At 34.2% G+C, this 17,031-nt stretch carries 14 protein-coding genes; 11 read left to right on the top strand and 3 right to left on the bottom strand.

The window, feature by feature from the left end; all coding sequences use genetic code 11:
* Positions 1-55 precede the first annotated feature (55 nt).
* The gene (locus A1704_RS05205) at positions 56-1,315 is read right to left on the bottom strand and encodes a helix-hairpin-helix domain-containing protein (RefSeq protein WP_062671107.1); all 1,260 of its coding nucleotides are present in this window, start codon (positions 1,313-1,315) and stop codon (positions 56-58) included.
* Between the two features lie 365 nt (positions 1,316-1,680).
* Between A1704_RS05205 and A1704_RS05200 the strand changes: the two genes are divergently transcribed.
* From A1704_RS05200 to A1704_RS05185, 4 genes are all read left to right on the top strand, one after another.
* On the top strand, positions 1,681-3,312 hold the full coding sequence (locus A1704_RS05200) for a T9SS type A sorting domain-containing protein (protein WP_062671104.1): 1,632 nt from the start codon (positions 1,681-1,683) through the stop codon (positions 3,310-3,312).
* Positions 3,313-3,380: 68 nt separating this feature from the next.
* A complete protein-coding gene (locus tag A1704_RS05195) occupies positions 3,381-6,785 on the top strand; it encodes a hypothetical protein (RefSeq protein ID WP_062671102.1) in 3,405 nt (1,134 codons plus the stop codon).
* Positions 6,786-6,790: 5 nt separating this feature from the next.
* A complete protein-coding gene (locus A1704_RS05190) occupies positions 6,791-10,378 on the top strand; it encodes a DUF6443 domain-containing protein (RefSeq protein WP_062671100.1) in 3,588 nt (1,195 codons plus the stop codon).
* Positions 10,338-10,967, top strand: coding sequence for a hypothetical protein (locus A1704_RS05185; protein ID WP_062671098.1), 630 nt, complete (start codon positions 10,338-10,340; stop codon positions 10,965-10,967). The genes A1704_RS05190 and A1704_RS05185 overlap by 41 nt, the downstream gene beginning before the upstream one ends.
* Positions 10,968-11,004: 37 nt before the next feature.
* Here the strand turns inward: A1704_RS05185 and A1704_RS05180 are convergent, their stop codons facing one another.
* On the bottom strand, positions 11,005-11,334 hold the full coding sequence (locus tag A1704_RS05180; RefSeq protein ID WP_062671096.1) for a helix-turn-helix domain-containing protein: 330 nt from the start codon (positions 11,332-11,334) through the stop codon (positions 11,005-11,007).
* A gap of 728 nt (positions 11,335-12,062) precedes the next feature.
* Here A1704_RS05180 and A1704_RS05170 point away from each other — a divergent pair.
* The 6 genes from A1704_RS05170 to A1704_RS05140 all read left to right on the top strand — a co-directional run bounded on the left by A1704_RS05170 (position 12,063) and on the right by A1704_RS05140 (position 15,423).
* Positions 12,063-12,815, top strand: coding sequence for a polymorphic toxin type 44 domain-containing protein (locus A1704_RS05170; protein WP_062671091.1), 753 nt, complete (start codon positions 12,063-12,065; stop codon positions 12,813-12,815).
* A gap of 10 nt (positions 12,816-12,825) precedes the next feature.
* Positions 12,826-13,329, top strand: coding sequence for a hypothetical protein (locus tag A1704_RS05165; protein WP_131797472.1), 504 nt, complete (start codon positions 12,826-12,828; stop codon positions 13,327-13,329).
* Between the two features lie 46 nt (positions 13,330-13,375).
* Complete coding sequence (locus tag A1704_RS05160) at positions 13,376-13,603, top strand: hypothetical protein (RefSeq protein ID WP_131797471.1); 228 nt, start codon at positions 13,376-13,378, stop codon at positions 13,601-13,603.
* Entirely contained in the window at positions 13,596-13,907 is a 312-nt protein-coding gene (locus A1704_RS05155; RefSeq protein WP_062671085.1) for a hypothetical protein, read from the top strand. Before A1704_RS05160 ends, A1704_RS05155 begins: the two co-directional genes overlap by 8 nt.
* Before the next feature lie 75 nt (positions 13,908-13,982).
* Entirely contained in the window at positions 13,983-14,540 is a 558-nt protein-coding gene (locus A1704_RS05150) for a hypothetical protein (protein ID WP_062671083.1), read from the top strand.
* A 658-nt stretch (positions 14,541-15,198) separates the two neighbouring features.
* A complete protein-coding gene (locus A1704_RS05140) occupies positions 15,199-15,423 on the top strand; it encodes a hypothetical protein (protein ID WP_062671079.1) in 225 nt (74 codons plus the stop codon).
* A 106-nt stretch (positions 15,424-15,529) separates the two neighbouring features.
* On the opposite strand, the gene A1704_RS05135 is transcribed toward A1704_RS05140, so the two are convergent.
* Entirely contained in the window at positions 15,530-15,874 is a 345-nt protein-coding gene (locus A1704_RS05135; RefSeq protein ID WP_062671077.1) for a MerR family transcriptional regulator, read from the bottom strand.
* Between the two features lie 203 nt (positions 15,875-16,077).
* On the opposite strand from A1704_RS05135, the gene A1704_RS05130 reads away from it, so the two are divergent.
* The gene (locus A1704_RS05130; protein WP_062671075.1) at positions 16,078-16,959 is read left to right on the top strand and encodes an AraC family transcriptional regulator; all 882 of its coding nucleotides are present in this window, start codon (positions 16,078-16,080) and stop codon (positions 16,957-16,959) included.
* Positions 16,960-17,031: the final 72 nt, after the last annotated feature.

The following is a 17,031-nucleotide window of genomic DNA, read 5'->3' as shown; positions in this document are numbered from 1 at the left end:
GACGTAACTCTTCCGGAATATTTTGGAAGAGTTTACGCCTATTTTAGGGTTCATGTTATTTTATATATAATTTCATTCTTTCTTCATACTCAAGTTTCAGTTTCAAAAGTTTCCATATTTTCTTATCATCAGGGTTACTGATCCGGTAGAATATGATTTTTTCTGCTGAATACTTGAAATAAGGATGATTTTTAAGCCATTCCTCAGGTGCTTCTACTAATGAATACCTGGGAACATTGGATATAATCAACGGGGCTATTGAAATCAGTTTTTGAACCAGATCCTGATCTATGTTGTAGGTGGTTAAAATTTGCTGCTTATTCATAAAACCTCCCAGCTTCTTTCTGAAGCCAATTATTGAGCCTGCACTTCTTTCATCCAGACCAAATTCTATAAGCTGTTTGAAAGTAATGGTATTAAGATCTGTTTTTGAAAAATCTGTTTTTTCCTGTTGTTTTTCCTGAATTTTGATATAGGGTTTCATCTCCTGAAATTTCTCTGCGGAGATCACAAAACATTTCTGCAGATCTTCTAGGCTTTTGAAACTTCCCCGTAAATTTCTGTCCCGGTAATTGAGGATTATGATTGCTTGTTTCTCTGAGAATCCAAGTGTTTTCCAACCCTCTAAATCAAGCTGATTAGGATCAAAAATATGATATTGAATTCTGGGTTTTACAGTATTATCCTTCGCAAAATTCCTGAAGTTTTCCGGAGTGTTTTCCGGCAGCAAAAGATAAGGTGCGATTTTGCTGTAATTTTCCGGGGAAATGATAAAGCATTCTTTAAACTTTTCCTTACTGATAAAACTTCCTCCGAGATAATTTCTATACTTTATAATAGCTTCTGCCTGCTTTTCACTGAAACCCATCTTAAGCCAGTCGTGGACAGAAAACCGATCAGGATTGAATTTCGCTGAAATCATAATTCCTTTCTTCCCGTATGGAGTGAATCTTTTGGAATCTCCTTTTTCTGCTGCTTCAGGAAGCAAGATGAAAGAGGCTAGCTCACTGAATTTCTCTTCGGAAATAGCATAACATTTTTTCAACTGCTCTTTTGACGTAAATTTTCCTCCTACCATATCTTTATACTTAAGGATAGTAGCAGCTTGTTTATCTGAAAATCCAAGTTTCAGCCACTGTTCTTTGTCCAGTATATTAGGATCAAAATCTGATAGATCCCGTATTGAAGAATCTTTAATAAAGGTAACTTCAGGAAAAGGTTCTTTTTCACGACTGGTGTATTTCTGATAGGCTAATAAAACAGTCAGCAATGTGACCATCAATGCCAGTTTTTGGTAATAGCTTTTTCTCATCATGCAGTAAACTTATTGATAAAAATAAATCACTGCAATAGCTGATAATGAAATGATTAAAGATGATATAGAGAAAGTGTTTTATGGTTTATAAGGTGTGGCAATATTGTCTTTTATGTGATATAATTTCGTAATTGAAATGAGAATTTCAAGCTCTGTGCATATTGTATTTAATGCGAGATGTTCTGTCGTTGGTGTAAATATTTTTGCATTATAATGAACCAATTCTAATACATTGTAAAGAAGAATTAATTATTAATAGTATTATTTACGTAAAACTGTAATATGTTGATTTTCATGTATTAAAAAGCATTACATTCGTGCAGTTTTAATAAACTGATTAATAACTAAAAAACAAAAACACAAGGATGAGAAGACTTTATCTCGGTGCATTCACTTTATGCACAATCCTGGGCGTATCTGCTCAGGAAGTGGTGTGGCAGAAAGATATCCAATCCTCTACCCAGGATTTTCTAAGCCAGATCACTACAACCATTGATCAGCAGTATCTGATCACAGGAAGCTCTATTCAAAGCAATAAGCAGCACGCTTCAGGCAGTAAGCAAAATAACGGTTACGATTTTCATTTAATAAAACTCAATCAACAAGGACAGGAAGTGTGGGAAAAATATTTCTCAGGACAAAACCATGATTATCTGTCTGCGACTGTTACTACTCAGGATGGAGGTTTTTTACTAGCCGGAACATCTTATTCCGGAAAAGGTTTAGATAAAAAAGAGGATTCCAAAGGCGGTTCCGATATCTGGCTGATCAGAATCAATGAATTTGGGGATGAATTATGGCAGAAAACGTTGGGAAGTTCTTCCGATGAAGAAGCCAGAGCTGTTATCCAGACTACTGATTTAGGATTTTTTGTGGCCGGAAATATACAGAATTCTGCAAAAGGCTATGGCTCTAAAGACGTATGGATCACGAGACTCGATAAAAACGGAAAAGAACTCTCCCAATTAATTTTAGGCGGAAAAGGTTTAGACGAAGTAGAGAAGATGATTCCAACGAGAGATGGTGGAGCATTACTAGGGATTTATTCCAGGAGTTCCGAGGTTCGTGTTTCTGGTTCTGAACAAGGTTCCGGGATGCGACATGCGGGTTCTGCATCAAACGTTCAAAACCCAAATTCCGTATCCCGCAACTCGAAACAAACTGAAAACTTTGGTGAGGGTGATTACTGGATCGTAAAATTGGACAAAAACGGAAAAGTAGAATGGGAAAAGAACTTCGGAGGCAAAGGAGATGATCATTTGAGAAACCTTGCACTAACCTCTACAGGTTTTATCATTGGTGGAGAATCAAGATCAGAAAGATCAGAAAACAAAACCGTAGGCATTGAAGAAGGGACAGATCTTTGGCTGATTGCTCTCAATGAAAGAGGAGAAGAGCAGTGGCAGAAATCCTACAATTTCAAAAACAGAGATATTCTAATGGGAATGAGTGTTCTTCATTCTGTTGACGATAAATCTTCTAAAGGAATTTTATTAGGAGGTTACACCCAGGCTGAAGGAAGAATTCAAACTGATGATGAAACCTTCTGGATGCTGTATTTAGATCAAAATGGTAATGAGCAGTGGAGAAAACACGTAAAAGGAGAATCCAGACAAAAAGAAGAAAGACTTTCTGATTTAAAACTCAACAGAGACGGCTCCATTATTCTCGCTGGAACCAGTGCAGAAGAATTGGGTAAAGAAAACTGGAAAATTGTAAAGCTGGGAGACAAACAGGTAGACCAGTTGATTGAAAAATACGATATCAAGATCTATCCAAATCCAGTATCTGACTATGCTTATGTAGAAATAGGATTCAACGACTTTAAAGAAGCAGATATTCTGTTATATGATATGAGCGGAAGGCAGCTCCAAAGTATAAAAACTAAAAACAGAGTCACGAAGATCAATACCCAGGCTTTGGTTCAGGGAGCTTATCTGATCACAATAAAAACAGATACCAACAAAACGGCAAGTGCTAAATTAATTAAGAAATAAACACGATGAAAAAATATCAAATTATGTGCCTCTTGCTGTTTTGCAGTTGGCTGTATTCACAAAATCAAATGAAAGATACTTATTTAGGGTTTACTCCAAAAACTCCTGATATAAGTTCGTTAGGAAAATATATTGATAAACCAATATCTTTATCCAATGGTTCTGTAAATGTTTCAGTTCCAATCTATACATTACCTATTAATAATAATTTATCTATTCCTATTAGCTTACAATATAATACACAAGGCATAAAAGTAAGTGAAGTAGCAAGTTCTGTAGGACAGGGATGGAATTTATCATCAATGGGAACTATTTCCAGAAGTATCAGAGGCAAAAGAGATAATTATAATGATTCTGCATTTTACCTACAGTCTATTGCCACTGCTAAAAATAGCCTGATGAACAATTCAACAGGTACATATACTGATGTATGGCTGGATCAAAATGCTGAAAATGTTGATCTGGAACCAGATGAATTTAATGTTTCATTATTCAATATGAATTTTAAATTCTTTTATGATTTCTCAACCAATAAGTTTGTCTCAACTCCTTTAAATAATATCAAGATCATTCCCACTTTAAATAATTATGGAAATATCGTTGACTTTAAAATTATTGATGGTTCAGGGAATACTTATTTTTTTGGAAAATCAGATGACAATGACAATAGATTTGAAGTTATAGAGGAGGTCTCAAGTGTAAGCATTAGCAATGATAGTGCATTTTCAAACGGTACAGATCCTCAATTCGGCACATGGTTACTTGTAAAAATTACTACCAATGATAATAAGACAGTAAGATTTTATTATGATGGTAATGCTGTTCCAGTTACCGATTTAACAAAACAGGATGTTTACCTTACCTCTCAATATAAATATTTTGCTAATAATTTTGATTTTTTTAATGGAAAATATGATGTAGTTTCTTGGTCAAGTGGTAATCCTGTAGTGATAGGTAATAAATACCCAATATCATCTGAAATTGCTAAAACTAAAGATGGAAAAGTTTATAATGTTTACAGTTCACCAGGAATTGCAGATAAGCTTATAAACCGAATTGTTTATGAAAATACAGAGATTGAATTTATTAAATCTACAACAGCACGAAAAGACTTCAATGCTTATTCCCTGGATAAAATAAAAATTAAAAATAATAACAACGTAATTAAAACCTATCAACTTAATCAGGGATATTTCAATTCAGAGTTTCCAACTCCAATGAATGATTTTTCAAGAAGTAATAATTATATTTTTACACCCAACTTTGACAGAGCTATTCCAAGGTTAAAATTAAATGGGGTATCTGAATACGATAAAAACAACCAGATAATCAGTAAACATAATTTTGAGTATTTCCCAGGTGAATTACCAAGTCGACTTAGTTTTGCACAGGATTTCTTTGGTTATTATAATGGACATACTGAAAATACTGAACTGATCCCTAACATTAATTTTAAGTATGCCAATGGTGTAAAATCAGCAGGTACAGCAAACAGAGCTGTAAGAGAGGATTATTCAAAAATAGGGATGCTTAAAAAAATCACCTATCCTACAGGCGGATCTACCGAATTTGATTACGAAAATCATACCTATCAGGCGATCAATGATATTAATGAAGTGGTTATCGGAGATCTATTTTCAATGGAGACAAAATATGTAGCCTTCGCCAGTGAACAGGCTGCTGATCCTAATACAGGAGAACAGCTTCCTCCAGAAATGAATTATGAGATGAACTGGGAGTTTGAAGAAGATACCTCTGTTGATTTAAATACTCAGATTGAACAGGTATTTGATGAAAATAACGGAGCCAATAATTCCTACAATATTATCATATACAGAAAAGTAAATGGAAACTGGCAAATATTTACTTTGATGAGCCATACCATTGATAAAACAGTAATGTTTCCTAAAGGAGAATATCTTTTAACAGCGCATCGGGAAGTATTAACCTATGATGAAGGAGGGCTATTTAATAGTGCAGGAGGTTTTACATTGATGATGTCTTTTCTGGGTCCTGTAAAAAATAATCAACAGCCAAATACTAATCCTGACAATATACAAAATGCGGGAGGATTAAGAATAAAATCTATCGTTCAGAAAGAGAATAATGCAGAGCTTTTACGAACTGAATATTCTTATAATGAAACAGTGGGTGGAAAAGTATATTCCACAGGAATCTTGCACGGTTATCCATTATTAGTAACCGAAAACTTCTATGAAGGAATTAACAAGTTTTATGGAGTCATTGATTATCCGTTTAGAAACTCATCGGGAAGTAATATTGTTTATGGACAAGTTACTGAAACATCTGTTGATAATGTGAATAATAAAAAAATAAAGAAAGAGTATTTTTTTGAGAATAACGCTCCTTTGGAAGCTACAGATATGGCTACTATAGATCATAGAACAAGGACACCCTATATGGGATGGAAACTAGGAAATCTTAAAAAGACTTTATATTATAAACAAAATGACAATGGCAATTATTCATTAGTTCAAAAAGATACTATTATTTATGACCGAAAGAATTTGGTTTTAAATGAAAATTTTGGAGTAAGAATTGAACCTAGAAACAGGGTTTTATTATCAACCTTTGGAGGACAAAGTCCAGATGATTACATCTACAAGACGGATTATAGGTATGAGTATTATCCATTATTCTCTGACTTTAGTTTTGAGAGAAAGAAGCAGATCACAGAGCTATTTAATGATAAAATACTTACTACATCAATAGATAATACGTATTCTAATCCTCATTATCAATTATCCAATAAAAAAACGACCCTTCCAGATAACTCTTCAAGCGATATAAGCTACGCCTATGCATCTGAAAAAGGAAATCAATTGATGATATCAAAAAATATGGTTGAAATTCCTTTAGAGACTATAAGTAGTAAAACAATGGGTACTACAAGCAAAATACTGGCAAAATCAGAAACAATTTATCCTATAAATCAATCTGAGGCTAATACAAAAACATCAGGATTGGTTTTGCCCATTTCAGTGTTAGCTTACGAACTTCAAAACCCATCGGTAGCAATTACTGAAGTAACCTTTGACAAATACGATCCCAAAGGAAATTTGCAGCAATATACCGCAAAAAATGGTCTTTCAACAGTAATCATCTGGGGTTACAACCAAACTCAGCCTATTGCCAAAATAGAAGGAGCTAAATTATCAGATATCCAGCAGTCTTTAATGGATTCCATTATTAATGCTTCCAATACAGATGCCTCTGCTGTTGCTAATAATGATGAAACTTCATTTTTGTCTGTACTGAACACCTTCAGAAACGCTCTGCCAAATTATCAGATCACTACCTACACTTATGATCCATTAATTGGAGTAAGAAGCATCACACCACCATCAGGAATCAGAGAAAGCTATGTTTATGATTCCGCAAACAGACTTCAGAAAGTGATCGATGTGAACGGCAAAGTGTTGAAGGAAATGAAATACAACTATAAAAACTAAAACTGATGAAAAAGATAATACTACCAATAGGAGCTCTGCTCTTATCCAATATAACCTATGCGCAGCTTTCCACGATTTCAAGCAATGAAAACTATATCCAGTCCAAAACGTATCTGGATTATAACGGAACTTCTCCAACCAAATCCTCAGAAACCGTTCAGTATTTTGATGGGTTGGGAAGGGCCAAGCAGATTGTTAACGTAACAGCATCACCACTGGGACGTGATGTTGTGACCCATATTGAATATGATCCTTTCGGAAGACAGGTGAGAGATTACTTGCCAGTTCCCCAACTTTCTACCAGCAATGGAAACTATTATTCAGGTCCATTAGGTGTTTATCCTAACACCTACGGAAATGAAAAGATCTATTCTGAAAAAGTGCTGGAAAACTCTCCTTTGGACAGGATTCTGGAGCAGAAACAGGTAGGTAATGACTGGAACGGAAAATCTGTAAAGTTCAGTTATGATACCAACGGATTTAATGAAGTCTATCAGTTTACCACAACCACAAGCTGGGTAGATGGAGCTACTAAAAGTGTACTGAGCTTATCCTCTGCCACGGTTTATGCCCCCAACCAGCTTTATAAAAACTCTGTCAAAGATGAGGATGACAATGAAACCATAGAGTTTAAAAACGGTAAAGGACAGGTTCTGTTGGTAAGGAAAATAAAGAGTTCTGCAGAACATATCGATACCTATTATGTTTACAATGAATATGACCAGCTGGCTTTTGTTATTCCTCCTCTCGCTGTTCATAAGCCTATTACGGATGATCTTCTCAATACTTTATGCTATCAATACCGTTATGATAGCAGGGGAAGACTTGTGGAAAAAAAGCTTCCTGGCAAAGGCTGGGAATATATGGTATATGACAAACAGGATAGACTTGTAGGAACTCAGGATGCTCTATTAAGAACAAAAGGGCAATGGCTGTATACTCAGTACGATCAGTTTGGAAGAGTTGTGATTACTGGACTTGCGACAGGAGGAGACCGAAATGCAGAGCAACCATTGGCTGATGGTTCAAATAATATGACACGGACTAATTTTGTGGTCTTTACCAGGCAGGGAATGGATGTTTATTACGATCCTGATGTCACCTATCCTCATGCCTCTAAGTGGCTCACTTTATTATCGGTAAATTATTATGACTCTTATCCTGCCTACGGTTTTAATCCTGCATTTCCTTCAACTATTCAGGGAGAGCCAGTATTGCCAGCAGCTCCTGCAGCTGATGGGAGAAGTACCAAAGGACTTCCTGTGATGAGCTTTGTAAAAAACATTGATGATGACAAGTGGACAAAGAACTATACCTATTATGATCAGAAAGGAAGAGCTATTGGCAGTCACTCTATTAATCATTTGGGAGGATATACCCACACAGAATCCAAACTGGATTTTACGGGGCTTGCTTTACAAACCATTACTACTCATTTACGAAAGGCAGGGGAAACAGGAATCACGGTAAAAGAACGTTTTGTATATGATAATGGAAACAGGCTGAAGGAACATTATCACCAGGTAGACAGCAATCCTGAAGAACTATTGGCTAAAAACAGTTATAATGAACTCTCTCAACTGGTCAACAAGCAGGTAGGAAACAACCTTCAGAGTATTGATTACGCTTACAATATCAGAGGGTGGATGACTGACATCAACAAAAGCCAGATGAGTCTTGCAGATTTAGGAGGCAAGCTTTTTTCTTATAAAATCAAGTATACTCAGAAAGAAGGTGTTACCAATGCTGACCCTGCACTATTTTTAGGTAAAGATGTACTTCCAAAATACAACGGCAATATCGCAGAAGTAGACTGGAGATCTGTTGAAACATTGGGCGTAAATCCTTCGTTAACCCCAAAGAGATACGGTTATGCTTACGATAAACTCAACAGGCTGACGGCAGGATACTATCAGAATCCCAACAACCCATACAGCAAAGAAAATACAGAATCTCTGCAGTATGATGTAAATGGTAATATTACCGCCCTTTACAGGACTTCTGTGATGGAGAATGGAAGCAATACCGCTACGGTAATTGACAATCTTGCATATGATTATATGGGAAACCAGGCTGTCAAAATTAAAGATAACAGCGGTAATAGTACAGGGTACGAAGGTACAGCTGGATTACCTATTGGATATGATGCCAATGGAAATATGATTTCAATGCCCGATAAGCAAATCTTAGACATCAAATACAATCATTTGAATCTTCCTCAGGAAATGAGTATAGATTTCGGTACTGCTGGCACTGTTATCAATAACATGTATAGAGCAGATGGTACAAAGCTGGAAAAAACCTCTGTAAATAGTGTTTCAGGATATTATAACGTTACCACTACTACAGAAAAGACAGAGTATCTGGATGGTTTTCAGTATTTTAAAAGAGATATCGTTACTTCAGGAGGAGGTGGGGAAATTGAATTGATGACAGCAAGAGCAATGGAACCTCAGGCTTTCTCATTGGAAAATACTACCGTTTCTCTCCAATCAGCCAAAACTCCGGATTTACAGTTTTTCCCTACTTCTGAAGGATTTTATGATTATCAGAAAAATCAGTACATTTACCAATACAAGGATCACTTAGGAAATGTAAGAGTGAGCTTTGGGAAAAACAGCACAGGTGTTCTTGAAATCGTGGACAGTAATGATTATTATCCATTTGGGATGAACCATCTGAAAACCGGTAATGCTTATTTTGGGCAGGGAACTTATAAGAATTACAAGTATAGCTCCAAGGAACTGCAAGAAACTGGCGCTTATGACTTCGGAGCCCGCCAATACTTACCTGATATTGCTCGTTGGGTTGTACCAGATCCACTTTCTGAAAAACATCCTGATTTAAATCCAATGATGTACGCTAATAATAATCCAATAAGATTTGTAGATCCAGATGGAATGGATTGGGTTGAAGCAGCGAATGGAGATATTACTTGGCGAGATGATGTAACAGCTAAAAACCATAAAGATAAAGGAGTACTTCAAAAAGGTGAAACATATAGAGGAACTTACTATGAACGCACTAAAACCTGGGACAATAAAAAGCATAAAGGACTTGTATTAGAAAGTTATCATACATATGGAAAAATGAGTTATTCTGCAGCAAAAGAAATGAGTGTTGAGATAGATGGAGAAATGAGAAACTCTAAAATTGGCGATGTGGATGTAAAGTTAAATGTAACATTTGAAAATGGGAAAACAAAAACATTAGGTTCTTATGATGGTGTTGCAGGAGGTTTTGGAAATGGCGCACCAGAAAATGGGGAGTATACTGTGGATAGTTATCAAGACAGAAGTCCAAATGGATGGTATAACAAAGGAATGAATCGGGACGGAGTCGGATTTAGTTTTAATCTTAATCCACAATTTAGTACAGGTAGAAGTTTATTAAGAATACATCCTGATGGAAATAATGAGGGAACTTTAGGTTGTATCGGAATGTCTGGGGATAAAATTGTTCTAACCAATTTTAGAGATACTCTAAGAAGTATGATAAAAACAGGAGGTCCAGTACCTGTAAATATTAATATTCAGAATAATCCAAATAATAATGGAAAAAGTGGAACGAAAATACCAAATGTTAATGAATAGTCTTTTGTTATTATTTTTTCTGTTTTTTAGTTGTCATCAATCAGAAAAAAAGATACAAGGAAAGATAGAAAATGAAACTGTTATTACAGAAAATTTTTCTAAACCAGATTTTAAAGTGAATCAATTACAATTAAGAGAAGAAGGTTCTATAAATAATTTTTATCCTCAAAATGTAAGATTATTAGATAACTTAAGATATTCTCCTGTGATTGCTTTTACAGATAAAGAAAAAAAAGAATATTTACTTGCCTATCAATATGAGGGAGATGTGAAGAATAGTTTTAGTTGCTTCGAGGTAGGGTATTTAAAAGATGACCGAAAACTTGAGAAAGACGTTGCAGAAACTAAATACGATAATTTTAATACAGAATCAGGGCTCAAATTAGGAATGACTTTAGAGGAAATAACCAATATAAAAGGTAGTAACTATAAAGTTGAAAAAAAATCTAACGAAAAAATTATCAGATATACGATTGACAATCCTAATGATCCTAAAATAAAGCAATATGAAATGCCTCCGTATTTTATGGAATTTTATTTAAAAGATAGCAAACTGTATAAAATTATATTTGGTTTTGAATATCCCTAAAATAAAACCGCCACTTGTTCGAGTGGCGGTTTTTATTTTACGAGTACGCTTTTTTAGCTTTGTAATCTCTTATTGTCATATCAATGAAGTAGAAAAGTTTTTCCTTTATATCATCGGGTAAAGCCTGCACTTCCAGAATCCTTTCCATTGTCTGCATATCGAGCAGTACATCTGCATTGCCTGTTAAATAATCCAAAGACACTTCCAGAAAAGAAGCCAGTTTATTAGCCGTATCAATGGAGGGCTTCATCTCGTCACGCTCATATCTTCCGATCACAGGCGATTTAGTTCCCAAATGATTAGCCAAATCTTCCTGCGAAAGACCTTTGCTTTTTCTTATCTCCGATAAACGTTTGCCGAAACTCATAAGTTCTAATTAATACGGTTAAACCAATAATAAAACAAAAATAAAGAATGAAAAAGTATTAAACAACTCCAAAAAATTTTGTTGTTTAAAATGGATTAGTTATTTTTAAAACTGAAAAGTTCTATAAAAATAATTTTCCTGTGTTCACGAATGACAACCCCAACCAACTCACTTACGAAAACCAAATCCTGAACATATCTGTATTAGGCGGAATCCGATTAGAAGGTTTAGACCGATTAAGAGTAACCTTATCCCGAAACTCACCTTATCGCAGTAAGACACAATCTGGATTTATACAATGATACACAGGTAGAAAAGCTGATAAGAAAAACGGCGGTAAAATTAGAAGTCGGACATTCGGTTATAGAAGCGTGTATCAATGAGCTTATTGAAGAACTGGAAAAATACAGGTTAGAACAATTAGAAAACCAGCATACGGAAAAGGAAATAAGACCATTATCAGAAGAGGAGCGAAAAGAATCCTTAGAACTCTTGGAATCTGAAAACCTTTTAGAACGTACAAATGAACTGATAGGACAAAGCGGAGTAATCGGAGAAACAGACAACAGATTAATAATGTTCTTGATTTTTTGCAGTAGAAAAAGAAACCATCCTTTGCACGTAGTGAGTTTAGGAAGTAGCGGAACAGGAAAAACACATCTACAGGAATCCATCGGAAACCCCCGCTGCGCAAAGTCTCCAGACTTTGAGCTCCGCTGGCGGAAAAAATGAGAAGATTTAGCCCTTACACCTATGCGGGTGATAATCCTATAAGGTATATAGACCCAGATGGAAGAAAATTTATTAATTTTGATGAAAATGGAAACTACACTGGAACTACAAAGGATAATTGGTGGCATAACTTATGGATTGGAAGTAAGGGAAGAGTCGTAAAAAGTGATGGAAGTACAAAGCAAAAATTTAGATTTGCTGATCCTAAAAACGATGTTGCTGATATACAATCAGGTAAAATAAATAAACTTGAATTTGTTACAGAAAAACAAATTAAAACATTAGTTAGATGGTCAGGGGCATTTGATCCTAAGAATAAAACGAGTAACAGGAGTCTTTCTGAAAGATATGATTATATAAAAAAAGAAGGTATAAGTGGAGGAAAAATGGATTTTGCTTATACACAAGTACCTAAAATGTTTCCAAATGCAAAACCAAGCAATCCAACAACCAATACATCAAATACAATATTTTTAGTTGAAGACTTGGCTCATAATCAGAACAATTTTGGGAATTTTTTATTTGGTGCTTCAGGTCGAGCTATGCAATTCACAGAAGCGGAATTATTATTAGGAGCACATTATAATAGTGTAGTTAACTCAAGTACAAACGGTTATAGTAGTCAGTTAGATTCTTCTGATGATCAACTTTCTATATCTAGCGGAGTACTTTTTTCGGATAAGTACAATTATGGAGACAAGCAAATTCAGATAACTGTAGGAACACCTACACCAGCTAATACACCATAAAAATTAAAAAATGAAAAATTTTATTTATTACTTATGTTTATTGTTCATAATATCTTGCAAAAATAATTATGAAGAAGAATTTATTAGTAGATATTCTAATTATGATTTTTCAAATTATCAAGGAAAGGAGATATATGTAAGAGGGTTTTCTTCTAGAAATTTCCCAATAATATTTTTGGAAAATGTTCAAAATAATAATTTTATACGACTTACGATAAATTATAATAAACAGTCCAAGAGTATTATTGATGTAGAAGAAAGTTATCCAAAGGATTCTTTAAAAAAGAATTCAAAAGTTAATGTTAATAATCAACTGAAAAAGCTCACAACAGACTTTATTGATATGAATATTTATTATTTAAAAGTAGATAGTTTAGGTAATATATATGTAAAACCTTCTGCTGAGGAATACTCTCCAGTCATAGGGAAATTTATTTCTGAGGAATATAGAAAAAAGATATTTGTAAAAAGTATTTCTTTAGAAAACGGATGGTATAAAGAAATTAATGATTAGATGATTTGTCATAATGATATGCATCATTTATATAGAACCGGGAGGTTTGGTGAAGACCACAAAATTGAACAATGTTGCAAACAAAGTTCATTTAAACAGTAACACTAAAGCGAAAAATTTTGTTCAGAAAGTAACGGGATTAAGCTCTAGAACATCAAGCAATGTTGCAAAAAAAGTTGATGTAAAAGGAATTTCAAAGCAATTGAGTAATGGAATTAAAAATGCAACTACTAAAAATAGTGTAGATAAATTAAAAGATAAAATAAATGAATAAAAAAAGAATTCTTTTAGTTTTGATTTTCCTAATAATTATTTTTCTTAATAAAAATGTATTAATATTTAGACCTTTATTATCTGTTATCTCAACACAAACGACATACGGATTAGTTGTAAACGAAAAAGATGTATTAAGGAGAGGTTTTATAACTGGAGCATTTAATTATTATTACAAATTTTCAGTAAATGGGAAAGATTATTCTAATCCAAGTTACGATGAAAAATATAAAGTCGGTGATACTGTTTTGGTAGAATACAACGAAACTTTTCCTTTTATGAATAGAATAAAAAATCAGAAATAAAAAGCCTCCGCTCCTGCACGATTGTATTGTGTGGCAGATAAACAAAAACCTTTCAAATATTTATAGAAGATAATTATGAAAAATATTCAGATTTTAACACTATTAATATTTTTAGTTTCCTTATATCAATGTCAGCAAAAAAAGATTGATGTGAGAGAAAATATGAAGAAATATTCCGAAGAGGGTAAAACAAGCAATGATAGTATTTTCATTAATATTGGTAAAGAAATTTCCATAATTGATACAGATTATATGAAATTATATAAATATGATGAAACAAATGAATGTGAACAAAGCAAGGCAGTTTCAGTAATATATGATAAGAGGATTTCTGTATGTTTTGATTATGTTAAAAGGATAGAAGGAAAAAAAGTCAAAGATTTTATTAATCTTGTTCGAAATCCAAAAACATACGGAGCTGAAGATGTAGCCTGTTTTGACACGGACTATTCTTTAATATTATATAATAGAAAAGATGAAATCACAGGATATATAAACATTAGTAATAGCTGTAATAAACTAATATCTAATCCCAAAATTAAAGAAATGGAATTTTATTCACGAGATGGATTAAGAAAGGTTGGTTTTTCGAAGGGAATAAAAGAAAAAATTCAACAAATTTTAGGAATATAAATAAAAACCCCGCTCTGCGAAGTTTGTAACTTCGCAGCAGATAAAGATAAGAAAAGTGTATTTTTTTATAAACTCTCTTACTTTTCAAGCAACTTTTCCAGTCTCGCCATCATTTCCCCCTTGCTGGCGCGAGCGCAATGTCATTAAGTTAAGCAATTATCACAACGTATCTTTTGATTTTTAGAGACTATAGGTTTAGCCCTAACTCTGTATTTCCCTATATTTCTTTTGATTGATCTTTGAGGTCTTATAGGAATTAAATATGCTTTGAAAAGAGTTTTTAATTCCTCCATTGCCTTGTTGATATCAGAGTTGGAAAAAGCAGACCTATAATTCTGTCTTTCAAAAAACCATAAGATAATGAAGTGTTTACTTTGTAACGATATTTTTTGGTATCTTTTTTCCCAGCAGGCAGAGTCTCCTGACTTTGAGCTAATAAAAGCAATTCTTTTACAAAGTCCTTCGAAGTTGGGAGACTTCGGAAAGCAGGGAAAGTACTTTATTGTGTATAAGCTAATGGTAATATTGCTTTTTTGGTGATATAATTTCGTAATTGATACTGAAATTCTTGATTGCTTTTTATATAGCATTTATTCAAACGGCTTGGTTTTTGTAATTTTTTCATCATACTTATTAACCTTATTAATTGATTTTAAATATGAATTACACTGAAGCATTGAAATACAAGGAAGAGGCATTGAAAAAAGCCGACAGTACAGTGGCTGACAATTACCATATTGTTATAGTTCCGGCTGATACAGCTGAAAGTGCAAGGTATATTGAAGAATACACCAAAAAGCCTGAAAATTTTAAAGATGACAGCTGTAAGAAATACTGTTCAAACGGAAAATATCTGGTGGTGAGTTTTAAGAAAGAAGAATAGTTTTGGACAAAAAGCAATAATGAATCATTGGTTTTCCCATGTGTTACTATGAATAAAAACCTCCGCTGCAATGAATTGCAGCGGAGGTTTTATATTTTCAAAGCATTTAATCCTCTTCCCGTTCTCCTAAAGACTCTTTCAGCTTGATCAGTTCAGCTTTTACAAACTCCAGGCGGTCGATCAGGGTGATGGTTTCGGAAATTTTACTGTTGGTGGTCAGAGCGATACGGGCTCCGTCAAGGGTATATCCCTTTTCTTTTACGAGATGGTAGATCATCTGAAGATTTTTGATGTCTTCAGGAGTGAAATACCGGTTTCCTTTTCTGTTTTTTTTAGGCTTGATAATAGGGAATTCCTGTTCCCAGTAACGTATTAATGAAGTGTTTACATCGAATGCTTTCGCAACTTCTCCTATAGAATAATACAGCTTATCAGGTAAATTTATTTTCATTTTACAACTCCTAAACTTCAAAGATAAAAATTTTTTAAAGTTTCATCCAAAATATATTGTAAAAAGTGCGGTCAGACTTTGTTTTAAAGGAAAAATAAAGATGTAAAATCATCACAAAACAGCCATTTGGTCATCACAGAGAAGAAGAGCAGCTATTACCGGTTCTTTTTATCTAAATTTGTGAATCCTTAAGATATTTATCAATGAATCCGATCTCCGTTCTTCATATAGATCTTTTCCAGGCGGGTAAAAATACTTCAGATTTTTATTTTAACACCATGAAGAGTCATTTGGTGCTGGGACATCGTCATATAGAGAAGCCTCACAGACATGATTTCTATGCAGCAGTTCTCTTTACCAAAGGAACAGGAGTGCATGAGATCGATTTTCAAAGATATGAAGTCTCTGAAGGAAGTCTTTTCTTCTTGTCACCGGGGCAGATTCACAGCTGGGAGCTTTCGGAAGATATAGACGGTTACATTTTCTTTTGTTCCCAGGAATTTTATGAAATGCATTATGTGAATCAGAAACTCAGAAATTTTCCGTTTTTCGGATCCGTATCATTCCCGCGAAAACTACAATTAAACGCTCAGGAATTGAAGAAAAACATGAGTTTATTTAAAGAACTGGGAGAAGAACATCAGGCTAAAAAAATCATGAAAGAAGGCCTGATTTTATCACTAATGTCTCAGATTTTCATTAATGCTGCAAGATTGTTTTCAAAAGATTTTGATACAATGGATTCTGCTGCCGGACTTTCTTATTTTAAACATTATCAGGATTTTGAAAATCTGATTGAACAAAACTTCACAAAACACAAGTCCATTACGCATTATGCCTCTTTGTTAGGTATTTCATCCAAACATCTGAACAGGATTGCCCAGACTGTTGTTCAAAAAACAGCGACTGATGTGATTACCGAAAGAGTAGTGCTGGAAGCCAAAAGAATGCTCATGTATCTCGACGAGAGTTTGGTGGAAATTGCCTTTAGACTGGGATACGAAGAATATTCCTACTTTGTAAGAGTATTCCGGAAAAGCTCCGGAATGACTCCTACACAGTTCATGAGGAAATATAAGGCTTAATGAGTCCAAAGTTTAAGGTTTAAGGTTCATAGTTTAAAGTTTAATGGAGAGATTGTTGTAAACCACCCCATC

This window comes from Chryseobacterium cucumeris (genome assembly GCF_001593385.1).
Taxonomy (GTDB): Bacteria; Bacteroidota; Bacteroidia; order Flavobacteriales; family Weeksellaceae; genus Chryseobacterium; species Chryseobacterium cucumeris.
This window is presented reverse-complemented; position numbering and strand designations above follow the sequence as displayed.

Bases quoted from the DNA above. Each gene is read 5' to 3' on its own strand.
- A1704_RS05185 (WP_062671098.1), top strand. From the start codon at position 10,338: ATGGAAAAAGTGGAACGAAAATACCAAATGTTAATGAATAGTCTTTTG.
- A1704_RS05155 (WP_062671085.1), top strand. From the start codon at position 13,596: ATGAATAAAAAAAGAATTCTTTTAGTTTTGATTTTCCTAATAATTATT.
- A1704_RS05190 (WP_062671100.1), top strand. From the start codon at position 6,791: ATGAAAAAGATAATACTACCAATAGGAGCTCTGCTCTTATCCAATATA.
- A1704_RS05170 (WP_062671091.1), top strand. From the start codon at position 12,063: ATGAGAAGATTTAGCCCTTACACCTATGCGGGTGATAATCCTATAAGG.
- A1704_RS05135 (WP_062671077.1), bottom strand. From the start codon at position 15,874: ATGAAAATAAATTTACCTGATAAGCTGTATTATTCTATAGGAGAAGTT.
- A1704_RS05195 (WP_062671102.1), top strand. From the start codon at position 3,381: ATGAAAGATACTTATTTAGGGTTTACTCCAAAAACTCCTGATATAAGT.
- A1704_RS05165 (WP_131797472.1), top strand. From the start codon at position 12,826: ATGAAAAATTTTATTTATTACTTATGTTTATTGTTCATAATATCTTGC.
- A1704_RS05180 (WP_062671096.1), bottom strand. From the start codon at position 11,334: ATGAGTTTCGGCAAACGTTTATCGGAGATAAGAAAAAGCAAAGGTCTT.
- A1704_RS05200 (WP_062671104.1), top strand. From the start codon at position 1,681: ATGAGAAGACTTTATCTCGGTGCATTCACTTTATGCACAATCCTGGGC.
- A1704_RS05130 (WP_062671075.1), top strand. From the start codon at position 16,078: ATGAATCCGATCTCCGTTCTTCATATAGATCTTTTCCAGGCGGGTAAA.
- A1704_RS05140 (WP_062671079.1), top strand. From the start codon at position 15,199: ATGAATTACACTGAAGCATTGAAATACAAGGAAGAGGCATTGAAAAAA.
- A1704_RS05205 (WP_062671107.1), bottom strand. From the start codon at position 1,315: ATGATGAGAAAAAGCTATTACCAAAAACTGGCATTGATGGTCACATTG.
- A1704_RS05150 (WP_062671083.1), top strand. From the start codon at position 13,983: ATGAAAAATATTCAGATTTTAACACTATTAATATTTTTAGTTTCCTTA.